The sequence below is a fragment of the Streptomyces sp. NBC_01017 genome, assembly GCF_045162795.1.
In the GTDB taxonomy this organism is placed as follows: domain Bacteria; phylum Actinomycetota; class Actinomycetes; order Streptomycetales; family Streptomycetaceae; genus Streptomyces; species Streptomyces machairae.
This window is the reverse complement of record NZ_CP108683.1, coordinates 9,493,316-9,514,405: the sequence shown is the minus strand read 5'-3', so window position 1 is coordinate 9,514,405 and position 21,090 is coordinate 9,493,316. Positions and strand designations below refer to the sequence as shown.

Genomic DNA, 21,090 nt, shown 5'->3' with positions numbered 1-21,090 from the left:
TCCTGTCGCCGCTTGTCGCTGCTGCTGCGGCGGCGGCGGCGTGTGACCCTGCCCTGACGCTCCAGGTCTTGCACGACACGGGTCAGCGACTGGGCCTGCACCCCTTCGATCGCCGCCAGTTCACTGATGGCAAGCGGACCGCGGTGCTTGAGGTTGGCCAGGATCGATGAGGAGAGCCGGATCAGCGGTTCGGGCCTTCCTGATGCTCGGCCCGCATCCGGGAAGCCAGTCGCGAGAGGCCCCACCGGAGCTTCTCGGCGGTGTACAGCTCTTCTTCTTCAGCATCCACGAACCACGCTAAGGCTTACGCCGATGCGAGAACCGTGCCTCGTCCAAGGTGTCCTCGCTGCTCTCGTGCCGGCGAGCCGAGCCGCACGACGATGTCGGGGCACCACGATGCACGGCCGAAGGCTCTTCAAGGACCCGGGCCATGGGCACGTGGGCGCGGCGCGCACCCCGAACCAACTGGAGCGCTGGGGGCCGCCCGCGATCACGGGGACGGCTCATCGCGGCTGCTGCCCTCTGACGAGCGCAGTGGGCAGTGACGCGTCGAGGATCAGATCACGCGGCAGCGCCAGTTCGAAGCGCTGCTCCAGAACGGCGAGGGAGGCACGGTGCGCCGTGTCCCTCTCCCTCTCCTCCGGGATTCCGGCCGCGTCGATTTCAGCGCGGATGAGGTCGGCGCCGGGGCCGGTGATCTCCTGCGACCAGGTGTACATGTACATGTCGAAGCCGCACACATACTGGTCGTCGTGGAAGTAGGCGAATGCGGGTGGCGGGACCTTCGGGTTCTGCTTCTCGTAGTAGAGCTCGAAGACGTGGACCCCGTCTCGGGATGTCCCGTCGTGGTACGCGGGCCCGAGGACGGACGGCCAGTGGCCGTAGGCAAGGGCGAAGCCCAGGCCGGCGTGGTCGCCGTAGCGGACGGCGATGCTGTCGGCGTCGCCGCGCTCCCCGTCGAGCTCGTCGATGAGCTCTTCGGCCTGCGGCCCGGTGGTGGCCTCGACCGGTACGGGGCCGCCGGGAGCGGCGAGGCGGGCGGCGAGCTGTTCGCCGGTCAGGCCCCGGGCCAGCTTGATGCAGTAGCCGAGCCAGGAGATGTCCCCGTCGGCTATCCATGTGATCCCGCCGGAACTCACTGCGTGTCTCCGTTCTCCGGTGTGGCGCGGCCCGGGGTCGGCCCTGTGACCGGCCCCGGGCCACACATGAGGTGTGCGTCAGTATCGTGCTACCGGATGTCGCACTTGATCGTCGGCTTCGAGGCGTCGCACTTGTCGAAGCCCGGCGTCCTGACGAAATACGCGTCCTGATCAATCAGCCGGAGCTCTTTGGCGAACGTGGGGAAGCGGCTCATCGAGGTGGAGTTGACCCACCCGGACATCGCGGACCGGCCGCATACTTCGGACCAGGTCGGAGCGGCTGTGCGCTCGTCATCGTACAGTCGCCAAGTGCCGTCCGACAGCTTGGTGGCGTAGGTCTGCGCGCACTTGTCGCCCGAGGTGACCTGGTTGGTGCCGCCCATGTCGGAGGGCATTCCGCCGCTGTTGTAACTCGCCGCGAAGGTGAACTCGTCGCAGGACGGCTTGTCGCTGGCGGAGATGTCGGTCACCGGTGTGGTATCCGGGTGGCCGGATTTGGCGGCCCAGCTGTCCGGGCAGATGACCCTGCGGTTGGCGTCGGGGTCGCGGCCGTACTTGTTGCGCTCACCGTGCTCGCCCGTATCGCCCCTGCGGTCGGGGAGGTAGCTCAGTGGCGCACCTTCGCGGATCTTCGCCTGGGTCAGCCAGGCGTGCGCGGCAGCCGCTGGGGTCTTGGCGGTGTTGAACACATAGCCGGGCATGTAGTCCCGGAACACGCAGCCCGCCGGGGAGTACACCATGTCGCAGCGCACGAACACCGGGTTGCCGAGGAAACCCTGACTGTTGTCTGTCGGGAACGTCTCCGGCACCGACGTGGAGAACGTCGCGTACGGTGCGAACGCCAGCGCCTGGGAGAGGTCGGAGTCCTTCTTCCCGGACTCGTCCGGCACCCCGCCGGACCACTGCACGGTGGCCGTCGCAGTCTCCTCGTGGGGATCGATGTCGTAGGAGCCGCCCCACATCAGCTTGCCGTCCCAGGCATAGGAGGGTTTGTCCGCGCACCCGGCGGAGCACTGCGGGGAGATCGTCAGCTTGATCGCCCCAGGCTGGGCGGGGAACGGCATGTGTCCTGCGGGCATCGGCAGCGGTGTGACACGGGCCCACAGTTTCAGCTCCGTGCCGGTCAGCGCCGTGCTCATGTGAGAGGAGTACAAGAACTCCTGATAGCCCTTCTCCTCCAGGCCCGCCTCATCGGTGACCTGGACGGAGAACTTCCCGTACATGCACGCCTTGTCGCGGGTGAAGATCGACAGGTAGGTGCCCTGAGTGGCGCCCACTTCGCAGGAGTCGTGCAGCGGCGGGTTCGCGGCCCGCGTGGACTTCAGCCTCGCCCTGGATTCGCGGGCGGCTTCAAAGTCTGCCTTCGTGGCCGGCTCCCAAGCGATGCACAGCCGGTCACCCCGCGCGGTCGCCTCACAGTGCTGTTCACCTTCGGCGTCCCTGGTCTGCACGGAACCCCAGCCGGGGACCGGCTGCCAGGAGGTGTCGAACGCCGGGTCCGTCGCGTCCCTCTTCGGCGCCGGGAGGGTGATGTCGACCTGCCGGGCCCGGGTCTTGAACGTCGCGTAGGGCGACCAGTCCGTCTCGTACAGGGAGCCGTCGTAGGCGGAGGTACGGAACGCGTAGGTGGTGGCGGGCTTGAGGTTGCCGTGCGGGACGGTGACCGTGGCCTTCGACCCCGAGGCCACCATCTTCGACACGATGACGCCGTACTCGGCGGACACGTCGCCCTGATTGGCCGGGTCGGCGTTCTGGCCCGTGAGCTTCACCTTGGCCTTCGGCTTCCCGGCCGTGTCGACGGTCCACACCTCGAAGGTGAGGTTCGCCTTGTCCCCGTCCGGGTCCGTGACCGAGTTGCGCAGCTGCGCCACGGTGCGGTCGACCTGCCACACATTGCCGCTCTGCTTCCATGTGGGTCCGGCTTCCGGCTTGCTCCCCGACGCGGGGCGGCCACCGGCTCGGGTGCCCTTCTCCGGCCCGGCGGCCGGCCGCGACGACGGAGCATAGTTCCCGTCCCCGTTGGGAGCCGGGCCGTCGGCGGCAGACGCCACGCCGGTGCCGAGTAACAGGGCCGCGGCGGTGACGGCGGTGGTTATTCGGAACAGGCAGCGTCTTCTTTTCGTCTGTCCAGACACGCTGGATGGTCCTTTCAGGCCCCGTCCCGCGAGCTCATGACTGTGTATGCCCCCGGGCCGCAGGCTGGTTGGTGGGTGGGTTGAGTCGCGCTGGAACTTTCCTACAGGCCTCCGCGTTGCCGTTCCTAGGTCACCAACTGGGGCGTTCAGCCTGAAACGCAGGTAGTGGACGTGATGAGGCCGACGTTTGGCGAGGGTTGCAGCGCGGATCCTCCAAACCCTGAGCAGCGGTCGCTGTGGACGTCCACCAACCCGCCCGCAGGCATTGAGGGTCAGAGCTGGGGGTGGTGTCTCCGGGGCGGCGCTACCGTGAGCGACACGGATGACTCCGCGCACCGTTGGTCATCCGCCGCGCGGTCAACCCGGCTAAGTGCACGCCCACTTGGGCACTGGTGGCGAGTGGAAGTGACGGCTGTCGTCATCGCCTCGGCGAGGGTCGGGGCGTGGGCACCCAGAACCTCGACGGTCTCGGCGATGTATCGGTAGGCGGTGGTGGTGCCGACGCCGAACCCGGCGGCGAGCTGGGCGCAGGTGTGCCCGCGGCGCAGGTGGGCCGGCGTCGGCTGGGCTTGCCGACAGCAACCGCAGGGCGGAACTGGACACGTCGATTCCGGACGGGACCGGCATCGATGGCCGGTCGGTCGGGTTTACTGCCGCGGAACGGCTCTCACCATCAGTCCTAAATGTCCCAGTTCAACGGAGCATAGCCAGCACCAAGTCCGAGCGGTCATGGTGGTCTGACGCATAGCCACGCCCCGAACTATGGTGTCCCACCACATGTGCGCCTGACCTGCAGGTTTCTACGGTGTCCCGACACCTACCCGTCCCCACCGCACACGAGGAAGTGGCGAACATGGCCTCCGCAACAACCGCTCCCCCACCACCCGGGAATCTCAAGCGCATAGTCGCCGCCAGCCTCATCGGCACCACGATCGAGTGGTACGACTTCTTCCTCTACGGCTCCGCCGCCGCCCTCGTCTTCAACAAGGTGTTCTTCCCGGACTCCGATCCGCTCGTCGGCACGCTGCTGTCCTTTCTGACGTACGCCGTCGGATTCGCGGCCCGTCCGCTGGGTGCGCTGGTGTTCGGGCACTACGGTGACCGGCTCGGCCGTAAGAAGCTGCTGGTGTTGAGTCTGTTGCTGATGGGTGGGGCGACCTTCGCGATCGGGCTGTTGCCGACGCACGCGACCATCGGCACCGCCGCGCCCGTGCTGCTGACCGTACTGCGCCTGGTGCAGGGCTTCGCGCTCGGTGGTGAGTGGGGCGGGGCCGTGCTGCTGGTGTCCGAGCACGGGGACGCGCGGCGGCGTGGCTTCTGGGCCTCGTGGCCGCAAACCGGCGCCCCCGCAGGCCAGTTGCTGGCGACCGGCGTGCTGTCGCTGCTGACGGCCGTGCTGTCGGACAGCGCCTTCGTCAGTTGGGGCTGGCGAATCCCCTTCCTGCTCTCCGGTGTACTGGTCATCGTCGGTTTGTGGATTCGTCTGTCTGTCGATGAATCGCCGGTCTTCAAGCAGGCGTTGGCCCAGGCAGAGGCACGCAAGGTCGCACACGCGGCCACGGCCGAGAAGGCCCCGCTGGTCTCCGTACTGCGGCACCACTGGCGTGATGTGCTAGTGGCGATGGGCGCGCGTATGGCGGAGAACATCAGCTACTACGTCATCACCGCCTTCATCCTCGTCTACGCCACCACCTCGGCCGGCATCTCCAAGCAGACCGCCCTCAACGCCGTACTCATCGCCTCCGCCGTGCACTTCGCCGTCATTCCGGCCTGGGGTGCCTTGTCGGACCGGATCGGCCGGCGTCCCGTCTACCTGCTCGGCGCGGTCGGCGTCGGGCTGTGGATGTTCCCGTTCTTCTCGCTCATCGACACCGGCAGCTTCGGCAACCTGATCCTCGCCGTGACCGTGGGGCTGGTCCTGCACGGCGCCATGTACGCGCCCCAGGCCGCCTTCTTCTCCGAGATGTTCGCGACTCGGATGCGCTACTCCGGTGCCTCGATCGGCGCGCAGTTCGCCTCGGTCGCGGCAGGCGCCCCCGCACCGCTGATCGCCACCGCTTTGCTGGCCGACTACGGCAACTCCACCCCGATCGCCCTGTACGTCATCGCCGCGGCCGTCCTCACGGTGATCGCGGTCGGGCTGGCCAAGGAGACCCGCCACCGCGATCTGGCCGACATCGAGCCCGCGGACGACGCGGAGCCTGCGGCGGCCCGGCCGGCGGACGCGCACACCGTCTGAAGCACCACGGACCTCGGTCCGAGATCTGGCCCCCGTACGCCTGCGCGTGCGGGGGTCAGCGCTGTTCCGGTGTGGACAACCGGTGCAGGCGCAGGGCCAGTTGTACCTCCAGGGCGCGGGCTGGGTTCTGCCAGTCGTCGCCGAGGAGGCGACCGACGCGTTCCAGGCGCTGGGCGACCGTGTTCACGTGGACGTGCAGTTCGTCCTTGGTGCGGGCCGGGCTCATCCCGCAGGCGAAGTACGCGTCGAGGGTGCGCAGCAGGTCGGTGCCGCGGCGGTCGTCGTAGGAGACGACCTTGCCGATCGTGCGGTCCACGAAGCCCGCGATGTCGCGGTCGCCGGCCAGTAGCAGCCCCACGAACCCGAAGTCCTCGGCGGCGGCACCGTCCCCGGAGCGGCCGAGCAGCCGCAGGGCGTCCAGGCAGCGCCGGCCTTCCTCATAGGCGGCGGCCACCGCGTCGGGGTGGGCGGCCAGGTTCTCGACCGGGGCCGAGGCACCGACCGTGACCGCCTCGTGGACGGCCGTGCCGAGATGGCGGGCGGCGCGGCGGGCCAGCGCGGTGGCCGTGTCCGATGCTTCGAGAGGGAGCAGCAGGACCGTGCCGCCGTCGCGGGCGGCGGCCAGACCGTGCCGGGTTGCGGCGAGGTGGGACGCGGCGGACCACAGGCGTCTGCGGGCGGCTGCCTCCTGGTCGGCGTCGGCCGCGGTGGCTTCTAGGCGGGCGGCGAGGACGACGTGGGTGGCATCGAGGTCGGCGGCCAGCCGCGCAGCGCGCTCGCGCAGCAGACGAGGGTCGCGGTCGCGGGCGTCGAGCAGGTCGTCCAACAGCTCGCCCCGGACACGCTGTTCGGCCTCGGCGGCGGATCGCCGGGCGAGCAGCAGAAGGGAGGTGACCATCGCTGCCCGTTCCAGGGTGCGCTGGTCGACGGGGTCGAGGCCCGGGTGGCCGCGCAGGACCAGCGCGCCGAGGAGTTCGCCGCCCGCGGCCACGGCGGCGATCCAGTCGGCTTCGTGTCGTACCGCGTGGCCTTCCACGCGGGAGGTCTCCAGCGCCCCGGCCGGTGCGGCGGTGGCCTCCTTGAACTCGACCGTGCCGTCGAGGACTTCGGAGACGGCGGCGGCGACGTCGTGCACACCGCCGCCGCGCAGCACGAGTTCGGCGAGCCGATCGTGCACGTCCGAGGCCCGTTCGATGACTCCGCTGCGATCACGGATGATCTCGTTGGCCCGCTCCAGGTCGGCGAGGGCCGAGCGGGTCTCGGTGAGCAGGTTCGCGGTGTCGATGGCGGCCGCGGCAAGGGCGGCGAAGGAGCCGAGCAGCGCGATCTGCTCCCGTTCGAAGACCCGGGCACGCCGGTCCGCCGCGAAGAGGACGCCGATCACATGGTGTCCCAGCATCAGCGGCACTCCGAGAATGGCGACCAGTCCCTCGTCCCGCACGCCGGAGTCGATGGCGAGGGTGTGCTGGAAGCGCTCGTCCTTGAAGTAGTCGTCGGTGACATACGGGCGGGCGGTCTGTGCGACCAGGCCGCCGAGGCCCTCCCCCATGCCGAGCCGCAGTTGCTGGAAGCGGGCGGCGACCGAGCCCTCGGTCACCCGCATATAGGTGTCGCCCTTGGCCGGGTCGTTCAGGCTGAGGTAGGCGACGTCCGTGCCGAGCAGCGACCGGGCACGCTGCACGATCGCCTGCAGTACGGCGTCCAGGTCCCGGAGCCCGGCCAGGTCATGGGCCGTCTCGAAGAGGGCCGACAGTTCGGCTTCTCGCCTGCGGCGCCCTTCCAGTTCGGAGCGCACGCGCAGCGCGATCAGCTTGGCCTGTTCGAGCGCGGCGATCTGCTCGGTGGCTCTGCCCTCGGCGCGGGCGAGCAGCACCGGCTGCTCGTAGGCGTCGGCGGACGCGCCCCGGGCCAGCAATTCGAGGAACGGCGCCTCGGCGCTGCTCAGGGGCGCTCCGGCATCGGCGGCGGAACGCTCGGCGGGCTGCACGTGATCGCGAGACATACCGACAGGATTACTCATCGCACCGCCACCTCGTCAGCCCTGTGGATAACTCGGAACTCCACCGGCCGACCAGTACGACCGACCGCACGGCCGATCAGTCCGCCCGATCACCGTGCCTGATCAGCCCGCCAGATCACCGTGCCTGATCAGCCCGCCCGATCACCGTGCCCGATCAGTGCGCTGTCCAGCCACCGTCGAGCACGAGCGACGTGCCGGTCACGAAGGACGCCTGCGGGCTGCACAGATACGCAACGGCCTCGGCGACCTCCTCCGGTTCGATGAGCCGCTTGACCGCGCTGTCCTGCAACAGCACCTCGGACAGCACCCGCTCCTCGGGAATCCCGTGCGCCTCGGCCTGGTCGGCGAGCTGCTTCTCCACCAGTGGAGTGCGCACATAGGCGGGGTTCACACAGTTGGAGGTGACGCCGTGGGGTGCGCCCTCCAGGGCGGCGGTCTTGGAGAGTCCCTCCAGACCATGCTTGGCGGCCACGTAGGCCGACTTGAAGGCCGAGGCACGCAGCCCATGGACGGAGGACACATTGACGATCCGGCCCCAGCCCTGCCCATACATATGGGGCAACGCGCCACGGATGAGCCGGAACGGCGCCTCCAGCATGACGGTGAGCACCGTGTGGAAGACGTCCGGCGGGAACTCCTCGATGGGGCGCACCAGTTGCAACCCGGCGTTGTTGACAAGGATGTCAGTGCCTGCGGCGGCGAGTTCGGCGGCGTCCAGGTCGGTGAGGTCCAGGACGTGCGGTTCGACGGCGCCCGCAAGCCCCCGGCTCCGCTCCGCGAGCTCCTCCAGCCCCGCGGCATCCCGGTCGACCGCTCTCACCTTGGCCCCCGCGCCGGCCAGCCGTAGCGCACAGGCGCGGCCGATGCCGCCTGCGGCGCCGGTGACAAGGGCGGTGCGGCCGCCGAGGTCGAGTGGAGAGGGCGACGACGAGCCTTGAGCGGGAAGAGTGCTGGGCGGGGTCATGGCTCGACCCTAGGCAGCGCCCTCACCTGACCACATATGGCCGCAGCCCATACTTCAGTCCGAGGTCATGTGCTCAAACCACGTGGGTTCATCGCACTGTGCCTGCTTGATCCGGAACAGCTGACTTTCGTCCATCGCGGGCAACGCGTCCACCTCGAACCATCCCACCTCCAGGGACTCGTCGTCGTTCACGCGCGCCTCGCCACCGACCGCCCGGCAGCGGAAGGTGACGTCCATGAACTGGCACATGTCGCCGTTGGGATAGGTGACCTCACTCCCGGTCCGGATGAGGACGACCCGCTCGACGACGCATCGGACACCCGTCTCCTCGTACACCTCCCGCGCGGCGGCAGCGGCGGGCTGCTCGCCCGGGTCCGGGATGCCGTTGACCACCGTCCACTTGCCGTTGTCGGCGCGCTGCCCCAGCAGGACCCTTCCCTGCTCGTCGAAGACGACGGCGCTGACGCCCGGAAGCCACAGCAGCTGATGGCCGGCCGAAGCACGGATCGTACGAATGAAGTCAGGAGTAGCCATGGTCACGACCCTAATGGGCCGGTGACGGCGCCCCCGGTGGGTTTCCGGGGCGCGCGATCCGCCTACCGCTGCACGTCGCCGGCGCGTCGCGTGCGCATGCCGGCGCCGATCGCCCAGCCGACACCACCCGCGGCGACCAGCAGCAACGCGATCTCCGGGAGGATGCCGAGCCGCGTGGCGGGCGTCTCCGTGGAGCGCAGCGGCACCTTCTGGACGAGCGAGTCGGGCACGAACATGCCCGTGCGCTGCGTGATCGTCCCGTCCGGCATGATGATCGCGCTGACCCCGCTGGTCACCGGCACCGTGACGGTCCGGCTGTGCTCGACCGCGCGGACCCGGGACATGGCGAGCTGCTGGTAGGTCATCTCGCTGCGGTCGAAGGTCGCGTTGTTGCTCGGCACGGAGATCATCTGGGCGCCGTCGACCACCTCGGAGCGCACGGCCCAGTCGAAAGCGGCCTCGTAGCAGGTGACGAGGCCGACCTTGGCGCCGTCCATGGTGAACACACCCGGCTCGCTGCCCCGGCTGAAGTCCTGGCGGACCATCGAGGTCCAGTTCTCGTTGATCGCCCCGACGAGCGAGCGCAGCGGCAGGTACTCGCCGAACGGCTGGATCTGCCGCTTGTCGTACGTGTCGACGGGCCCCTTGACCGGATCCCACAGGATCTGCTCGTTGAGCAGCTTGCCGTCCCGCTCCACGACACCACCGACGGAGATGGGCGCGCCGATCGCCTTGGCGGCCCTGTCGATGACGACGCGGGCGTCGGCGTTGGCGAACGGGTCGATGTCGGAGGAGTTCTCGGGCCACAGCACGAAGTCGGGCTGGGCTACCTTGCCCGCCTTCACCTCGGCGGCCAGGCGCTCGGTCTCACGCGCGTGGTAGTCCAGTACGGCCCGCCGCTGGGCGTTGAAGTCCAGGCCGGCGCGCGGCACATTGCCCTGGATGACGGCGACGGTCGCGGTGCCGTCCTCCGCCTTGTCGCTGACCAAGGGCTGTGCGGCCACCGCGCCCACCACCGGTACGGCCACGCTCAGCAGGGCGACCGCGGCAGTGGACCGCCGTACGACTCGCGTGCGCCGCGCCTCGACAGCCAGGCGTACGACCTCGTACAGGCCGAATCCGCACAGGACGACCGCGAAACCGAGCACCGGCGTGCCGCCCACCGCGGCCAGCGGCAGGAAGACGCCCTCGGCCTGACCGAAGGCGATCTTGCCCCAGGGGAAGCCGTTGAAGGGCGCACGCGCGCGTGCCGCTTCTCCGGCGATCCACAGCGCCGCCGCCCACACCGGCCAGCCCGGCAGCTTCGACACCGCGGCGACGCCCACGCCCACCAGCGCGACGAAGATCGCCTCGATCACGACCAGTGCCAGCCATGGCCCGGGTCCGACCTCCACGCCGGTCCACACCAGCAGCGGCAGCAGGAAGCCGAGGCCGAAGAGATAGCCGAGGCCGAAGGCCGCCTTCCAGCTGCGGCCGCGCAGCACCCAGCCGAAGACGGCGAAGGCCGGCAGGGCCAGCCACCACAGAGTGCGGGGCGGGAAGCTGACGTAGAGCAGCACTCCGGAGAGCGCCGCGGCGAGGGCCGGAACCAGGCGGCGCGCCAGCCGTGCCGCGCGCGAGGCGGTCGCGATCTGCGGCTCCAACTGGTCCGACTCGCCCACGGAAGTTGCGGTGACGGTCACTCCGGGAGTGTACGGCGGCCGACCTTGGCTCCGACAGCGCGGTCCGACGGCAGCGGGGCCCGGGCCTGCGCACGCGGGCGTGGGCACAGGTGGTCCCCCGGCCGAGGCGCACGGTCCGTCCCCTCGCAGACCAAGGCGCACAGTGCATCCCTGCACCCGGTTCTTCCTGTGACGCATCGTTCCTGCACGACACGTCCACAAATCGGCCATCACCCGTTACGGTATGCCCGAGCCTCAGTCGTACCGGCCGGTCAGGTCCGGGCGGCCGGGGCCCGTCACAGGTCGGGGGACCGGGTTCGGGGGGCGGGGTGGGTGTCACGGGGATGACGTCTGCGGCAGGTCCGGGTGAGGACTACGACAGACGAAACGTTTCTGACGCGACGGGCGTAGCGGTTCTGGGTGTCTGCGCCGCCTGGTCGCTGATCTCGGCTGCCGTGCACGACGGCCGCCCCGAGGGTGTCCTTCTCGCGATCCTCGCCGTGTCCGCCGGTTATGCCGCGGGCCGGATCACCGGGGCGCTGCTGCCCGTCGCCGCGCCCTGCGCCGGAGCACTGGCAGGAGTGAGCCTTACTCTGGCCGTTCCGCACCTCTCCCCCGGGCCCCGGATCGACGTCCCGCTGGGTCATGCCGGGGCCACCGCGGCCGTACTGACTCTCGCCGCCGGCGCCGCGTGCTGCGCCGCCTGGACCGCCTCCGCACCAGCCCTGCGACTGGGCCTGCGCATGCTTGCCGCCGGAATCGCGGTGACAGCGGCGGTTCTGGGCTCGACCACCGGCTTCGTCGCCTGTTCCGCGGTGGTGCTGTGCTCGCTCGCCGCCGGCCACATCCGCCATCGCGGTGTGGGCATCGCCGGACTGGCCCTGAGCGCCACGGCGGTCACCGGCCTGACCTGGACCGTCGCGAGCAACGTGGCGCCCGACGGACTCGCCGCCTGGCTGGAGGGTCAGCTCACCCGGCACCGCATCGAGCTGTGGCACGACGCCGTGCACCTGGCGAGCCGGGACCCGGTCCTGGGCGCGGGCCCAGGGCGCTTCGGGGAGCTCAGTACGACGGCGAGCGAGACGCTGCCGTCCGACGGCAAGCCGCACTCGGCGCTGTTGCAGCAGGCGGCGGAGCAGGGAGTCATAGGCGTGCTGCTACTGGCAGCCGGCTTCTGCTGGATGCTGTTCGCCCTGTGGCGCACCGCGCGCCCCACCCCGGTCGCGCTCACCGCGGGCGCAGCCCTGACGGCGCTGGCGGCGATCGCCGCGGTCGGCAACGCGCTGAGCTTCACCACCGTGTCGGTGGGCGCGGGCCTGCTGGCGGGGTTGGCCACTGCACGTCCGATCGTCAAGGAGCAGATGCCGCACGAGATCGACGCACACGCGCGTGGCGAGCGGCAGACCCCATGACCCGGGGCGGGATACAGGGGTCCGCAGACACACCGGGCCGCCAAGGGCCGGCTCGCGGGAAATGTTCTCAGAGCGCCGTGTCGGCCGTCCGGGTCCGCAGCCGGTCCCTGATGACCCGTACGGCTGCCTCCGCGTCGTCCACGGTGACCGTGAACGTGTGCCCGTCCCACAACTGCAGCACCAGGCCCTCACCACGCCGTACGACGACCGCGGTGCCCTTCTCGGGCCGCCACCGGTAGCCCCAGCCACCCCAGTGGCGCGGCGTGACATGCGGGACGAAATCCGCGCCCACGACCTCGGACAGGGGGATTCGGCGGCGCGGCACACCGATGTGGCCGCAGCGCACCTCGAGGCACTCCTGGTCGACCCTCAGGGCGACGTGCACGAACGCCAGAGTGCCGAAGAGGACCAGCAGCCCGGCCGCGATGCAGCCGACGACGGCCATGACCAGCGGAAGGACGCCGTCCGTCCACGGCGAGTCGATGGCCAGCTCGATCCCGAGCGCCAGGCATGCGCCGCCGACGAGCGCCAGCAGCCATTGGACCCGGTTGGTCGCCCGCCCGGTCCAGACATCGGGGTGCGGCTTCCTGCCGTGGGGGTGGTCCCTCATGGCTATGAGGTTACTCAGATTTCGCTCTGCTGGTACCGCGCTGCAGAGGGTGATTGCGCCGACCGGGCCAGGACGGACCGCGGGCGTCCGCTTGGTGACCGCCGGTTACCGGGCGGGGCTGATCGCCTGCAGCAGACGGCCTTCGTCGTAGGCGAGAGCGCGCTCGGGCAGCGTTCCCTCGCGGCCGCTCAGCAGCACCGTCAGGGTGCCGCTCGCTTCAGCCGTGGGGGCGGGCTGTTCGCCCAGCCGGCGCAGCGCCTGCGCGGCGACCGCTCCGGCGGAGCCGTGCAGGACGAGCGGCGGGAAGCCGGGGCGCTGGACGGCGGCGCGGATGCGGTCCGAGACGAGCTCGTAGTGCGTGCAGCCCAGGACGACGGTCGTCACGTCCTCGGGGGTCAGCGCGGCGGCCGCGGCGACGGCGGTGTCGATCGCCGTCTGGTCCGCGTGCTCGACCGCCTCGGCCAGCCCGAAGCACGGCACCTCGGTGACGGTGACGCCGTCGGCGAAGTCCTTGATGAGCCCGCGCTGGTAGGGGCTGCCGGTGGTGGCGGGCGTGGCCCAGATCGCGACGGGGCCGCCGCCGGCCGCGGCCGGCTTGATCGCCGGGACCGTGCCGATGACCGGAATGGCTGGTTCGAGGCGGGCGCGCAGGGTGGGCAGCGCGTGCACGGACGCGGTGTTGCAGCCGACGATCAGCACGTCGGGCCGGTGCGCGGCGGCGGCGACGGCAACGGCAACGGCACGCTGGGTGAGATCCTCGGAAGTCCTGGGACCCCAGGGCATGCCGTCCGGGTCGAGTGAGAGCACGAGATCTGCGTCGGGTCGCAGACGCCGTACTGCGGCGGTGGCCGCGAGCAAGCCGATTCCGGAGTCCATCAGCGCGATCTTCACCCGGCCACGATAGTCGATGGCCCCTTGCGGGCTGCCGAGGTGGGGCAGACTTCGCGCGTGAGCGCCATCGCGTGGACCGCCGCAGGATCACTCGCCGCCTGGCTGTGGCTTCTGCTCTGCCAGGGCTTCTTCTGGCGTACGGATGTCAGGCTTCCGCATCGGACGGAACCGGACCGGTGGCCGTCGGTCTGCGTCGTCGTCCCCGCGCGCGACGAGGCCGCGGTCCTGCCGGCGTCTCTGCCGTCCCTGCTCGCCCAGGATTATCCGGGGCACGCGGAGATCTTCCTGATCGACGACGACAGTTCGGACGGCACCGGGGAGCTGGCGCGCGAGCTGGCGCGACGGCACGGCGGACTGCCGCTGACCGTGGACTCCCCCGGCGAACCGCCGGCCGGCTGGACCGGCAAGCTCTGGGCGATGCGCCACGGCATCGGCCTGGCACGCGCGCGTGACCCCGAGTACCTGCTGCTGACGGACGCCGACATCGCGCATGCGCCCGACAGCCTGCGGGAGCTGGTCGCTGCGGCGCGCACCGGGGGCTTCGACGCCGTGTCGCAGATGGCCCGGCTACGGGTGGAGAGTCTGTGGGAGCGGCTGGTCGTACCCGCCTTCGTGTACTTCTTCGCGCAGCTGTATCCGTTCCGTCGGATCGGTAAGAAGGGGACGCGGACGGCGGCCGCGGCGGGCGGCTGCGTCCTGCTGCGTGCCGAGACGGCCGAGCGGGCGCGGATTCCCGACGCCATCCGGCACGCGGTCATCGACGACGTGGCGCTCGCGCGGGCCGTCAAGGGCGGCGGCGGCCACATCTGGCTGGGGCTGGCGGAGCGGGTGGACAGCGTGCGCCCGTATCCGCGGCTGCGCGATCTGTGGCGCATGGTCTCGCGCAGTGCGTACGCGCAATTGCGGCACAACCCGCTGCTGCTGGCGGGGACGGTCGCGGGGCTCGCGCTGGTCTATCTGGTGCCGCCCGTGGCCGTGGTCGCGGGGCCAGCGGGCGGGGACACGGTGGCGGCGGTCGTCGGCGGCCTTGCGTGGCTGGTGATGACGGGGACGTATGTACCGATGCTCCGCTACTACCGCCAGCCGCTGTGGCTCGCTCCCCTGCTGCCGTTCACCGCGTTCCTCTATCTCCTGATGACGATCGATTCCGCCGTGCAGCACTACCGGGGGCGCGGCGCGGCCTGGAAGGGCCGCACCTACGCACGTCCGGACGCGGTGACCGACGAGGTCTGACTGTTCGCGGCTGACTACTTGCGACCTGGTGTCCAGTTCATGCCCCACGCGTACGCGTAGTCGACCGTGCGCTGCGGGCTCACCCCGCGCTCGGGCACCAGGTAGCGGGCCTCGCGCTGGACGACCAGGTCGCTGCCGGTGTTGGTGATCAGGGCGAGGGCGCACACCGTCGAGGGGACCGTGCACTCGTCGAGCGAGAAGTCGATGGGGGCGCCGTGCTGCGGTGTGAGGGTGACCGTGGCGTGCAGGTCGGCGAAGGAACGCGCACCTTGGTAGATGGTCACGAAGATCAGGATGCGCCGGAAGCCCCGCTGGTGGTCGAGGTTGACGGTGAGGTTCTCGCCGCTGGCCAAGGCGCCGGTGCGGTCGTCGCCGTCGAGGTGGATGTACGGGGGCTGGTGCAGGGCGCCGTATGCGTTGCCGAGGGACTGGATGACTCCCTTGCTGCCGTCGGTCAGCTCGTACAGTGCGCACAGGTCGAGGTCGAGGTCGTTGTGCATGGCGACCGGGCGGCCCAGCTTGCCGGCCCAGCCCGAGAACTGCTTGCGCACCTCCCAGTTGAGGTTCACGCGCAGGGCGCCCGATGTGCCGCCCTGCTTGGTCAGCGACACCGAGGGCGCCGCCTTGGTGAGCGTCACCTTGCTCAGGCTGACCGGCGGAGCCTGGGGTGCGGGCGGGGGAACCGACGGCATGGCGGGCGGCTGCATCGCCGGAGGCGGGGGTGCGGGCGTGGTCATCGGGGGCGCGACAGGCGGGGCTCCGGGCGCGGGTGCGGCAGCCGCGTTCTGGGGTTCGTCGACCGTAATGCCGTAGTCGATGGCCAGGCCCTCGAGGCCGCTGCTGTAGCCCTGGCCGACGGCACGGAACTTCCAGGCGCCCTGACGGCGGTAGAACTCACCGAGGACGAAAGCTGTTTCGACGGTGGCGCCCGTGCTGTCGAAGCGGGCGACGGCGGTGCCCTGGGCGGCCTCCTTGACCTCGATGTAGAGGTCCGGGACCTGGCCGAACGATCCGCCGTCCGTGGAGGCGGCGAGGATGACGGTCTCGATCGCGGGCTCCACGCGCGCGAGGTCGACCAGCACGCTGTCGGTCACCCGGCCGCCGGCGTCCCGCTTGCCCTCGTGCCGGACGGCGCCGGAGGAGTGCTCGGGCTGGTTGTAGAAGACGAAGTCCGCGTCGGAGCGGACTTTTCCGCCGACCAGCAACAGAGCCGAGGCGTCCGCGTCGGGCACGCCCGGTCCGGAGCGCCAGCCCAATTCGACCCGCAGTGCCGTCGTCGGCACCGGAACATTCGATCCTTTCGGCATTGACATGTCCGCCCCCATCACGGGTCACCGTGCCAGGCACGTCCTGGCAGCTCATCGGCTTCTTACAGGGTCAACCTATTCTCCGCGACTTCGAACTCCCATGAGGGGCACATGAACACCGGTGGTCAACCGCCGGTCAACCGCCGGTAACCCGCCCGGAGCTCGGCATTTACACGATCCGAACGCGGATTGGCGTCCCTTTTTGCCAAGTTCGCTCGCATTGGGGATCCAGCGTCACTGCGGACACATAAAACAACCCTCTTATCGGTCTCCCCAACCAGCACATCGTGGGCTTACCTTATGTGCCATGACCTCCCCCCGCTCCACCTATGGCGGCGGCTACTACTCCGCCTCCTTCCCGGACACTCCGATCTACGACTCGCTCGTGGCCGAGCGGGGCACCCCGCAGATCGCCCCGATCCGGGTCCCCGCCGCGTACGACGCCCCGGGCAGCCACCTGCCCGCGCTCCCGTCGGCACTGCCCGCCCTCCCGGCGGCCCCGTCCCACCCCTCCTACGGTTATCCGCATGCGCAGCAGCCCGCTCCGCTGCAGCAGGCGCCCGCCGCCTACATCCCGCAGCAGGCCGCGCCGCGCGGCTATCCGGGTCCGCAGGCGCAGCAGCCTCGTCCGGTGGCCCCCGGCGGCATGGGCTACGAGGCGATGCGCCCCGCGGCTCCCCGTCCCGCGGCTCCCTACCAGGACCCGTACAACAACCAGCAGTACCGCGGCTACTGACCCCTTCCCCAACGGTTGTCGTCGCCACCTGGCACGATGACCCCATGGGGCAAGCGCAGCTGCAGTCGATCCACGTTCATCCGGTCAAGGCGTTCCGGGGCACCACGCCCCGGACAGCCGTCGTGGAGCCCTGGGGGCTGGCCGGAGATCGACGCTGGGCGCTGATCGACGCAGGGGGAAAGGTCGTGACGCAGCGCCAGCAACCGCGCCTCGCCCTGGCCGCCGCCGAGCTGTTGCCCGGCGGCGGTGTCCGCTTGTCCGCGCCCGGCACGGACCCGCTGACCGTGCCCGTGCCACGCGCGTCCGGCACGGTGCCGATGGAGATCTTCCGCGACAAGGTCGAGGCGGCCCCCGCCGATGACGAGGCCGCGCACGACTGGTGCAGCACGTATCTCGGCATCGAGGTGCGCCTCGTACACATGGCCGATCCCGGCACGTGCCGGCCCGTCGACCCGGAGTACGCCCTGCCGGGCGAGACGGTCAGCTTCGCCGACGGCTACCCGCTGCTGGTCACCACGACCGCCTCCCTCGACGCCCTCAACTCCCTCCTGGCCCGAGGTGATCATCCGGCCGAGGGTCCGCTGCCCATGAACCGCTTCCGGCCGAACGTCGTCGTGTCGGGCACCGTCGCCTGGGCCGAGGACGACTGGTCGAGCATCGCCATCGGCGAGGTCACCTTCCGTGTCGCCAAGAAGTGCGGACGCTGCGTGGTGACCACGACCGACCAGGCCACCGCGGACCGCGGCAGGGAGCCCCTGCACACCCTGGGCAGGCACCGCAGGCTGGGCGGCAAGCTGGTGTTCGGCCAGAACCTGGTGCCCCTCTCACGAGGCACGATCCGGGCCGGTGACCCGGTCACGGTCCTCGACTGAGAAAGATCTCCCACGAGCGACGACATGCGGGAACCGGGCCCGGGGGCCCGTGCGTTGGGCATTTCGTGAGAAGTTCATGAGAAGCCCTGGCGGCAGGTGATTTGGCTCTCTCTTCGCCGGGCTCGCGGGTGAGCGGCTCCGGGAGGGGCTATCACGGAGCGGGAAGGGGGTGGCGGGACATGCGGGCGATCAGCGGACTCTGGCGCTGGCGGCACAATCCGCTGTGCCGTGCGACCGATCTGGCCGAGGCCTGGGTCGCCCTCGCGGCCCTGCTGCTGATCCTGGTCGTCACACCCGTGGTCGGCTCCCTGGTCGGCGACCTCGCCCAGGACACCCTTCAGGAGTCCGTGCGCGACCAGCGCGCGGCCCGGCATCTGGTGACGGCGACCGTGGTCCGCAAGCTGCAGGGCTCCCAGCTGGACGCCGACCCCGAGGCCACCACCGGACGGGACCGTCGTACCCGCGTGGTGGCCGACTGGACCGCGCCGGACGGCAGCGTGCACCAGGGGCAGGTCATGGCCGGCCTCGACACCCCGCAGCCCGGCGACCAGTTCAAGATATGGACGGACCAACAGGGCCGCACGGTGGCCCGCCCCCTGGACTCCGCGACCGCGGCGACGCACGCCGTGCTCGCCGGGGTCGGTGCGGCCCTGCTGGCCATCGGCCTTGTCGAGGGCGGCAGACGGCTGGTCGTCTGGCGCATGGTCCGTGGCCGGTACGCGCGTTGGGACCAGGCCTGGGACAAGGCGGGCCCGGACTGGGGCCGGACCGGCACCGGCAGCTGACGGCCTTACCGCTCTGGTCAACCCACCGCCCGCGCGCACGCTACGGTGGACCGGCCGAACTCTTCGGGAGCAAAACCCGCGTACTACGAGGTGGGGGCACATCAACGCCATGGCACAGGGCACGGTCCAGGTGACGCACACCGGCACATCGCGGTGGCGGCGCCGCACGGGTGAGTATGCATCGCTCGCCGCAGCCCTGGAGGCCGCGACCGACGGTGACGTCCTCACCGTCGCGCCGGGCACCTACCGGGAGAACCTCGTCGTCCAGCGGGCGGTGACCCTGCGCGGCCCCGAGGGCTCCCCGGGCTCGGTGCGCATCGCGCCCCTGGACGGTGTGCCGTTGACCGTGCGCGCCTCGGCGGTTGTTCAGGACCTGCATGTCGAGGGCCAGGACGCTGCGGCACCCGCACTGCTCGTCGAGGAGGGCACCCCGGAGTTGTCGGACGTCCGCATCGTCACGCGGTCCGCGGCCGGGATCGAGGTGCGGGGTGGCGCGCGGCCGACCGTGCGCCGCTGCACCGTCGACAACCCGGCGGGCATCGGCATCGCCGTACTCGACGGCGGGGGCGGCGTGTTCGAGGAGTGCGAGGTCGTCGCGGCCGGCCAGGCCGGCATCGCCGTACGCGGTGGTGCGCACCCCCGCCTGGAGCGCTGCCGGGTTCACCACGCCTCGGGCTCGGGGCTGACGGCGACCGGTGAGAACTCCGCTCTGGAGGCAGTTGGTTGCGAGGTCTACGAGGTCCGGGGCTCCGGCGTCCAGATCACCGGACGTGCCACCGCCCACCTCACCGACTGCGATGTGCACCGCACCACCGCCGACGGTGTCACGCTGGACACGGACGCCGTACTGACCCTGGCCGACTGCCGTATCCACGACATCCCGGAGAACGCGGTCGACCTGCGCTCCCGCTCCGTCCTCACCCTGACCCGCACGACGGTGCGTCAGTTCGGTCGCAACGGCCTGTCGGTGTGGGACCCGGGCACGCGCGTGGACGCCAACCAGTGCGAGATCTTCGACAGCACGGGCGACTACCCGGCGGTGTGGGTCAGCGACGGCGCCACCGCGGTGCTGGACTCCTGCCGGGTGCACGACGTGCCGGACGCACTGTTCGTCCTCGACCGCGGCTCGCGCGCGGACGTCGTGGACAGCGACCTGTCGCAGGTGCGCAACACGGCCGTGTCGGTCAGCGACGGCGCCACCGCGCAGCTCGACGACTGCCGGATCCGGGACGCGGCGACCGGCGCCTGGTTCCGGGACCACGGCAGCGGCGGCACCCTCAACAACTGCACCCTGGACGGCACCCAGACCGGCGTGATCGTCACCAAGGGCGCCGACCCCACCATCGAGCGCTGCACGGTCGAGTCCCCGGCGGAGGCCGGGTTCTACGTGTCGGCGGGCGGCCGAGGCACCTTCCTCAACTGCCGGGTGAGGGGCAGCGCCGGCTATGGCTTCCATGTGATCGACGGCTGCCGCACGACGCTGCGCAAGTGCCGTACGGAGCGGTGCGCGCGGGGCGGGTACGAGTTCGCGGAGGGCGGCCCGGACGCGGCCGGGGCGGGCCCCGACGTGGAGGACTGCACCAGCGACGAGAGCGCGGGCGTCAGGCAACCGCCGTCGGCGCCGGAACCCGCCCTGCAGACGGCGCGGCAGTCCCCCGGGCTGCTCGGCGCGATCCCCGGTCAGCGCAGCACCGAGCAGGAGCCGCTGATCGCCACCGCGGAGCCCGAGAAGCCGTCTCGGACGTCCAAGGCCGTTCTCGGTGAACTGGACGCGCTGGTGGGCCTGGAGAGCGTCAAGCGCGAGGTGCGCGCCCTCACCGACATGATCGAGGTGGGCCGGCGCCGTCAGGAGGCGGGCCTCAAGGCGGCGTCCGTCAAGCGCCACCTGGTCTTCACCGGCTCCCCCGGCACCGGCAAGACGACGGTGGCCCGCCTCTACGGCGAGATCCTCGCCTCCCTGGGTGTCCTGGAGAAGGGACATCTGGTCGAGGTGTCCCGCGTCGACCTGGTCGGCGAGCACATCGGCTCCACGGCGATCCGCACACAGGAGGCCTTCGACAAGGCGCGCGGCGGGGTCCTGTTCATCGACGAGGCGTACGCGCTGTCGCCGGAGGACTCGGGCCGGGACTTCGGCAAGGAGGCCATCGACACGCTGGTGAAGCTGATGGAGGACCACCGGGACGCGGTCGTGGTCATCGTGGCGGGCTACACGGCCGAGATGGAGCGCTTCCTGTCGATCAACCCCGGTGTGGCGTCCCGCTTCTCACGGACCATCACCTTCAGCGACTACGGCCCCGAGGAACTGCTGCGGATCGTGGAGCAGCAGGCCGAGGAGCACGAGTACCGGCTCGGCCCCGGCCTCGGCGAGGCCCTGCTGAAGTACTTCACGGCGATCCCCAAGGGCCCGGCGTTCGGCAACGGTCGCACGGCACGCCAGACCTTCGAGGCGATGGTGGAGCGGCACGCGAGCCGGGTCGCCCAGCTGGACGAGCCGAGCACGGACGACCTCACGCTGCTGTACGACGAGGATCTGCCGGAGCTGGGCTGACCTC

At 70.7% G+C, this 21,090-nt stretch carries 16 protein-coding genes and 2 pseudogenes; 7 read left to right on the top strand and 11 right to left on the bottom strand.

Annotation, left to right across the window (positions count from 1 at the left end; translation table 11 throughout):
• Window positions 1-65 precede the first annotated feature (65 nt).
• From OG331_RS43505 to OG331_RS43490, 4 genes and pseudogenes are all read right to left on the bottom strand, one after another.
• A pseudogene (locus OG331_RS43505) lies at window positions 66-245 on the bottom strand (hypothetical protein); the annotation flags it as partial.
• A gap of 258 nt (window positions 246-503) precedes the next feature.
• Window positions 504-1,139 carry a hypothetical protein gene (locus OG331_RS43500; protein WP_406207626.1) on the bottom strand — a complete coding sequence of 212 codons (636 nt, stop codon included), beginning with the start codon at window positions 1,137-1,139 and terminating at the stop codon, window positions 504-506.
• Window positions 1,140-1,228: 89 nt separating this feature from the next.
• Window positions 1,229-3,274, bottom strand: coding sequence for a hypothetical protein (locus tag OG331_RS43495; RefSeq protein WP_406207623.1), 2,046 nt, complete (start codon window positions 3,272-3,274; stop codon window positions 1,229-1,231).
• A 410-nt stretch (window positions 3,275-3,684) separates the two neighbouring features.
• Window positions 3,685-3,849: pseudogene (locus OG331_RS43490) on the bottom strand (transposase family protein); the annotation flags it as partial.
• Window positions 3,850-4,127: 278 nt separating this feature from the next.
• Between OG331_RS43490 and OG331_RS43485 the strand changes: the two are divergent.
• Window positions 4,128-5,513, top strand: a complete 1,386-nt coding sequence (locus tag OG331_RS43485; RefSeq protein WP_406207621.1) for an MFS transporter — start codon at window positions 4,128-4,130, stop codon at window positions 5,511-5,513.
• 55 nt (window positions 5,514-5,568) lie between these two features.
• On the opposite strand, the gene OG331_RS43480 is transcribed toward OG331_RS43485, so the two are convergent.
• The 4 genes from OG331_RS43480 to lnt form a co-directional block, all read right to left on the bottom strand.
• The gene (locus OG331_RS43480) at window positions 5,569-7,515 is read right to left on the bottom strand and encodes a helix-turn-helix domain-containing protein (RefSeq protein ID WP_406207618.1); all 1,947 of its coding nucleotides are present in this window, start codon (window positions 7,513-7,515) and stop codon (window positions 5,569-5,571) included.
• A gap of 172 nt (window positions 7,516-7,687) precedes the next feature.
• Window positions 7,688-8,497 (bottom strand): 3-hydroxybutyrate dehydrogenase, encoded by an 810-nt coding sequence (locus OG331_RS43475; protein ID WP_406207614.1) that lies wholly within the window; start codon window positions 8,495-8,497, stop codon window positions 7,688-7,690.
• 54 nt (window positions 8,498-8,551) lie between these two features.
• Window positions 8,552-9,031, bottom strand: a complete 480-nt coding sequence (locus OG331_RS43470; RefSeq protein ID WP_406207611.1) for an NUDIX hydrolase — start codon at window positions 9,029-9,031, stop codon at window positions 8,552-8,554.
• A gap of 62 nt (window positions 9,032-9,093) precedes the next feature.
• Window positions 9,094-10,713, bottom strand: a complete 1,620-nt coding sequence (gene lnt / locus OG331_RS43465; protein ID WP_406207609.1) for an apolipoprotein N-acyltransferase — start codon at window positions 10,711-10,713, stop codon at window positions 9,094-9,096.
• Window positions 10,714-11,036: 323 nt separating this feature from the next.
• On the opposite strand from lnt, the gene OG331_RS43460 reads away from it, so the two are divergent.
• Window positions 11,037-12,104, top strand: coding sequence for an O-antigen ligase family protein (locus OG331_RS43460; protein WP_406207606.1), 1,068 nt, complete (start codon window positions 11,037-11,039; stop codon window positions 12,102-12,104).
• A gap of 67 nt (window positions 12,105-12,171) precedes the next feature.
• Here the strand turns inward: OG331_RS43460 and OG331_RS43455 are convergent, their stop codons facing one another.
• A complete protein-coding gene (locus tag OG331_RS43455) occupies window positions 12,172-12,714 on the bottom strand; it encodes a hypothetical protein (RefSeq protein ID WP_406207604.1) in 543 nt (180 codons plus the stop codon).
• A 105-nt stretch (window positions 12,715-12,819) separates the two neighbouring features.
• Window positions 12,820-13,605 carry a glutamate racemase gene (locus tag OG331_RS43450; RefSeq protein WP_406207602.1) on the bottom strand — a complete coding sequence of 262 codons (786 nt, stop codon included), beginning with the start codon at window positions 13,603-13,605 and terminating at the stop codon, window positions 12,820-12,822.
• Between the two features lie 39 nt (window positions 13,606-13,644).
• On the opposite strand from OG331_RS43450, the gene OG331_RS43445 reads away from it, so the two are divergent.
• Window positions 13,645-14,838 (top strand): glycosyltransferase, encoded by a 1,194-nt coding sequence (locus tag OG331_RS43445; protein WP_406207600.1) that lies wholly within the window; start codon window positions 13,645-13,647, stop codon window positions 14,836-14,838.
• Between the two features lie 14 nt (window positions 14,839-14,852).
• Here OG331_RS43445 and OG331_RS43440 read toward each other — a convergent pair whose 3' ends face one another.
• Window positions 14,853-16,145, bottom strand: coding sequence for a TerD family protein (locus OG331_RS43440; protein ID WP_406210702.1), 1,293 nt, complete (start codon window positions 16,143-16,145; stop codon window positions 14,853-14,855).
• 307 nt (window positions 16,146-16,452) lie between these two features.
• Here OG331_RS43440 and OG331_RS43435 point away from each other — a divergent pair, with 307 nt between their 5' ends.
• The 4 genes from OG331_RS43435 (at window position 16,453) to OG331_RS43420 (ending at window position 21,086) form a co-directional block, all read left to right on the top strand.
• Complete coding sequence (locus OG331_RS43435) at window positions 16,453-16,881, top strand: DUF6643 family protein (protein WP_406207597.1); 429 nt, start codon at window positions 16,453-16,455, stop codon at window positions 16,879-16,881.
• Between the two features lie 44 nt (window positions 16,882-16,925).
• Window positions 16,926-17,753, top strand: coding sequence for an MOSC domain-containing protein (locus OG331_RS43430; RefSeq protein ID WP_406207594.1), 828 nt, complete (start codon window positions 16,926-16,928; stop codon window positions 17,751-17,753).
• Window positions 17,754-17,932: 179 nt separating this feature from the next.
• On the top strand, window positions 17,933-18,538 hold the full coding sequence (locus tag OG331_RS43425) for a hypothetical protein (RefSeq protein ID WP_406207592.1): 606 nt from the start codon (window positions 17,933-17,935) through the stop codon (window positions 18,536-18,538).
• Between the two features lie 109 nt (window positions 18,539-18,647).
• Complete coding sequence (locus OG331_RS43420; protein WP_406207589.1) at window positions 18,648-21,086, top strand: right-handed parallel beta-helix repeat-containing protein; 2,439 nt, start codon at window positions 18,648-18,650, stop codon at window positions 21,084-21,086.
• Window positions 21,087-21,090 lie beyond the last annotated feature (4 nt).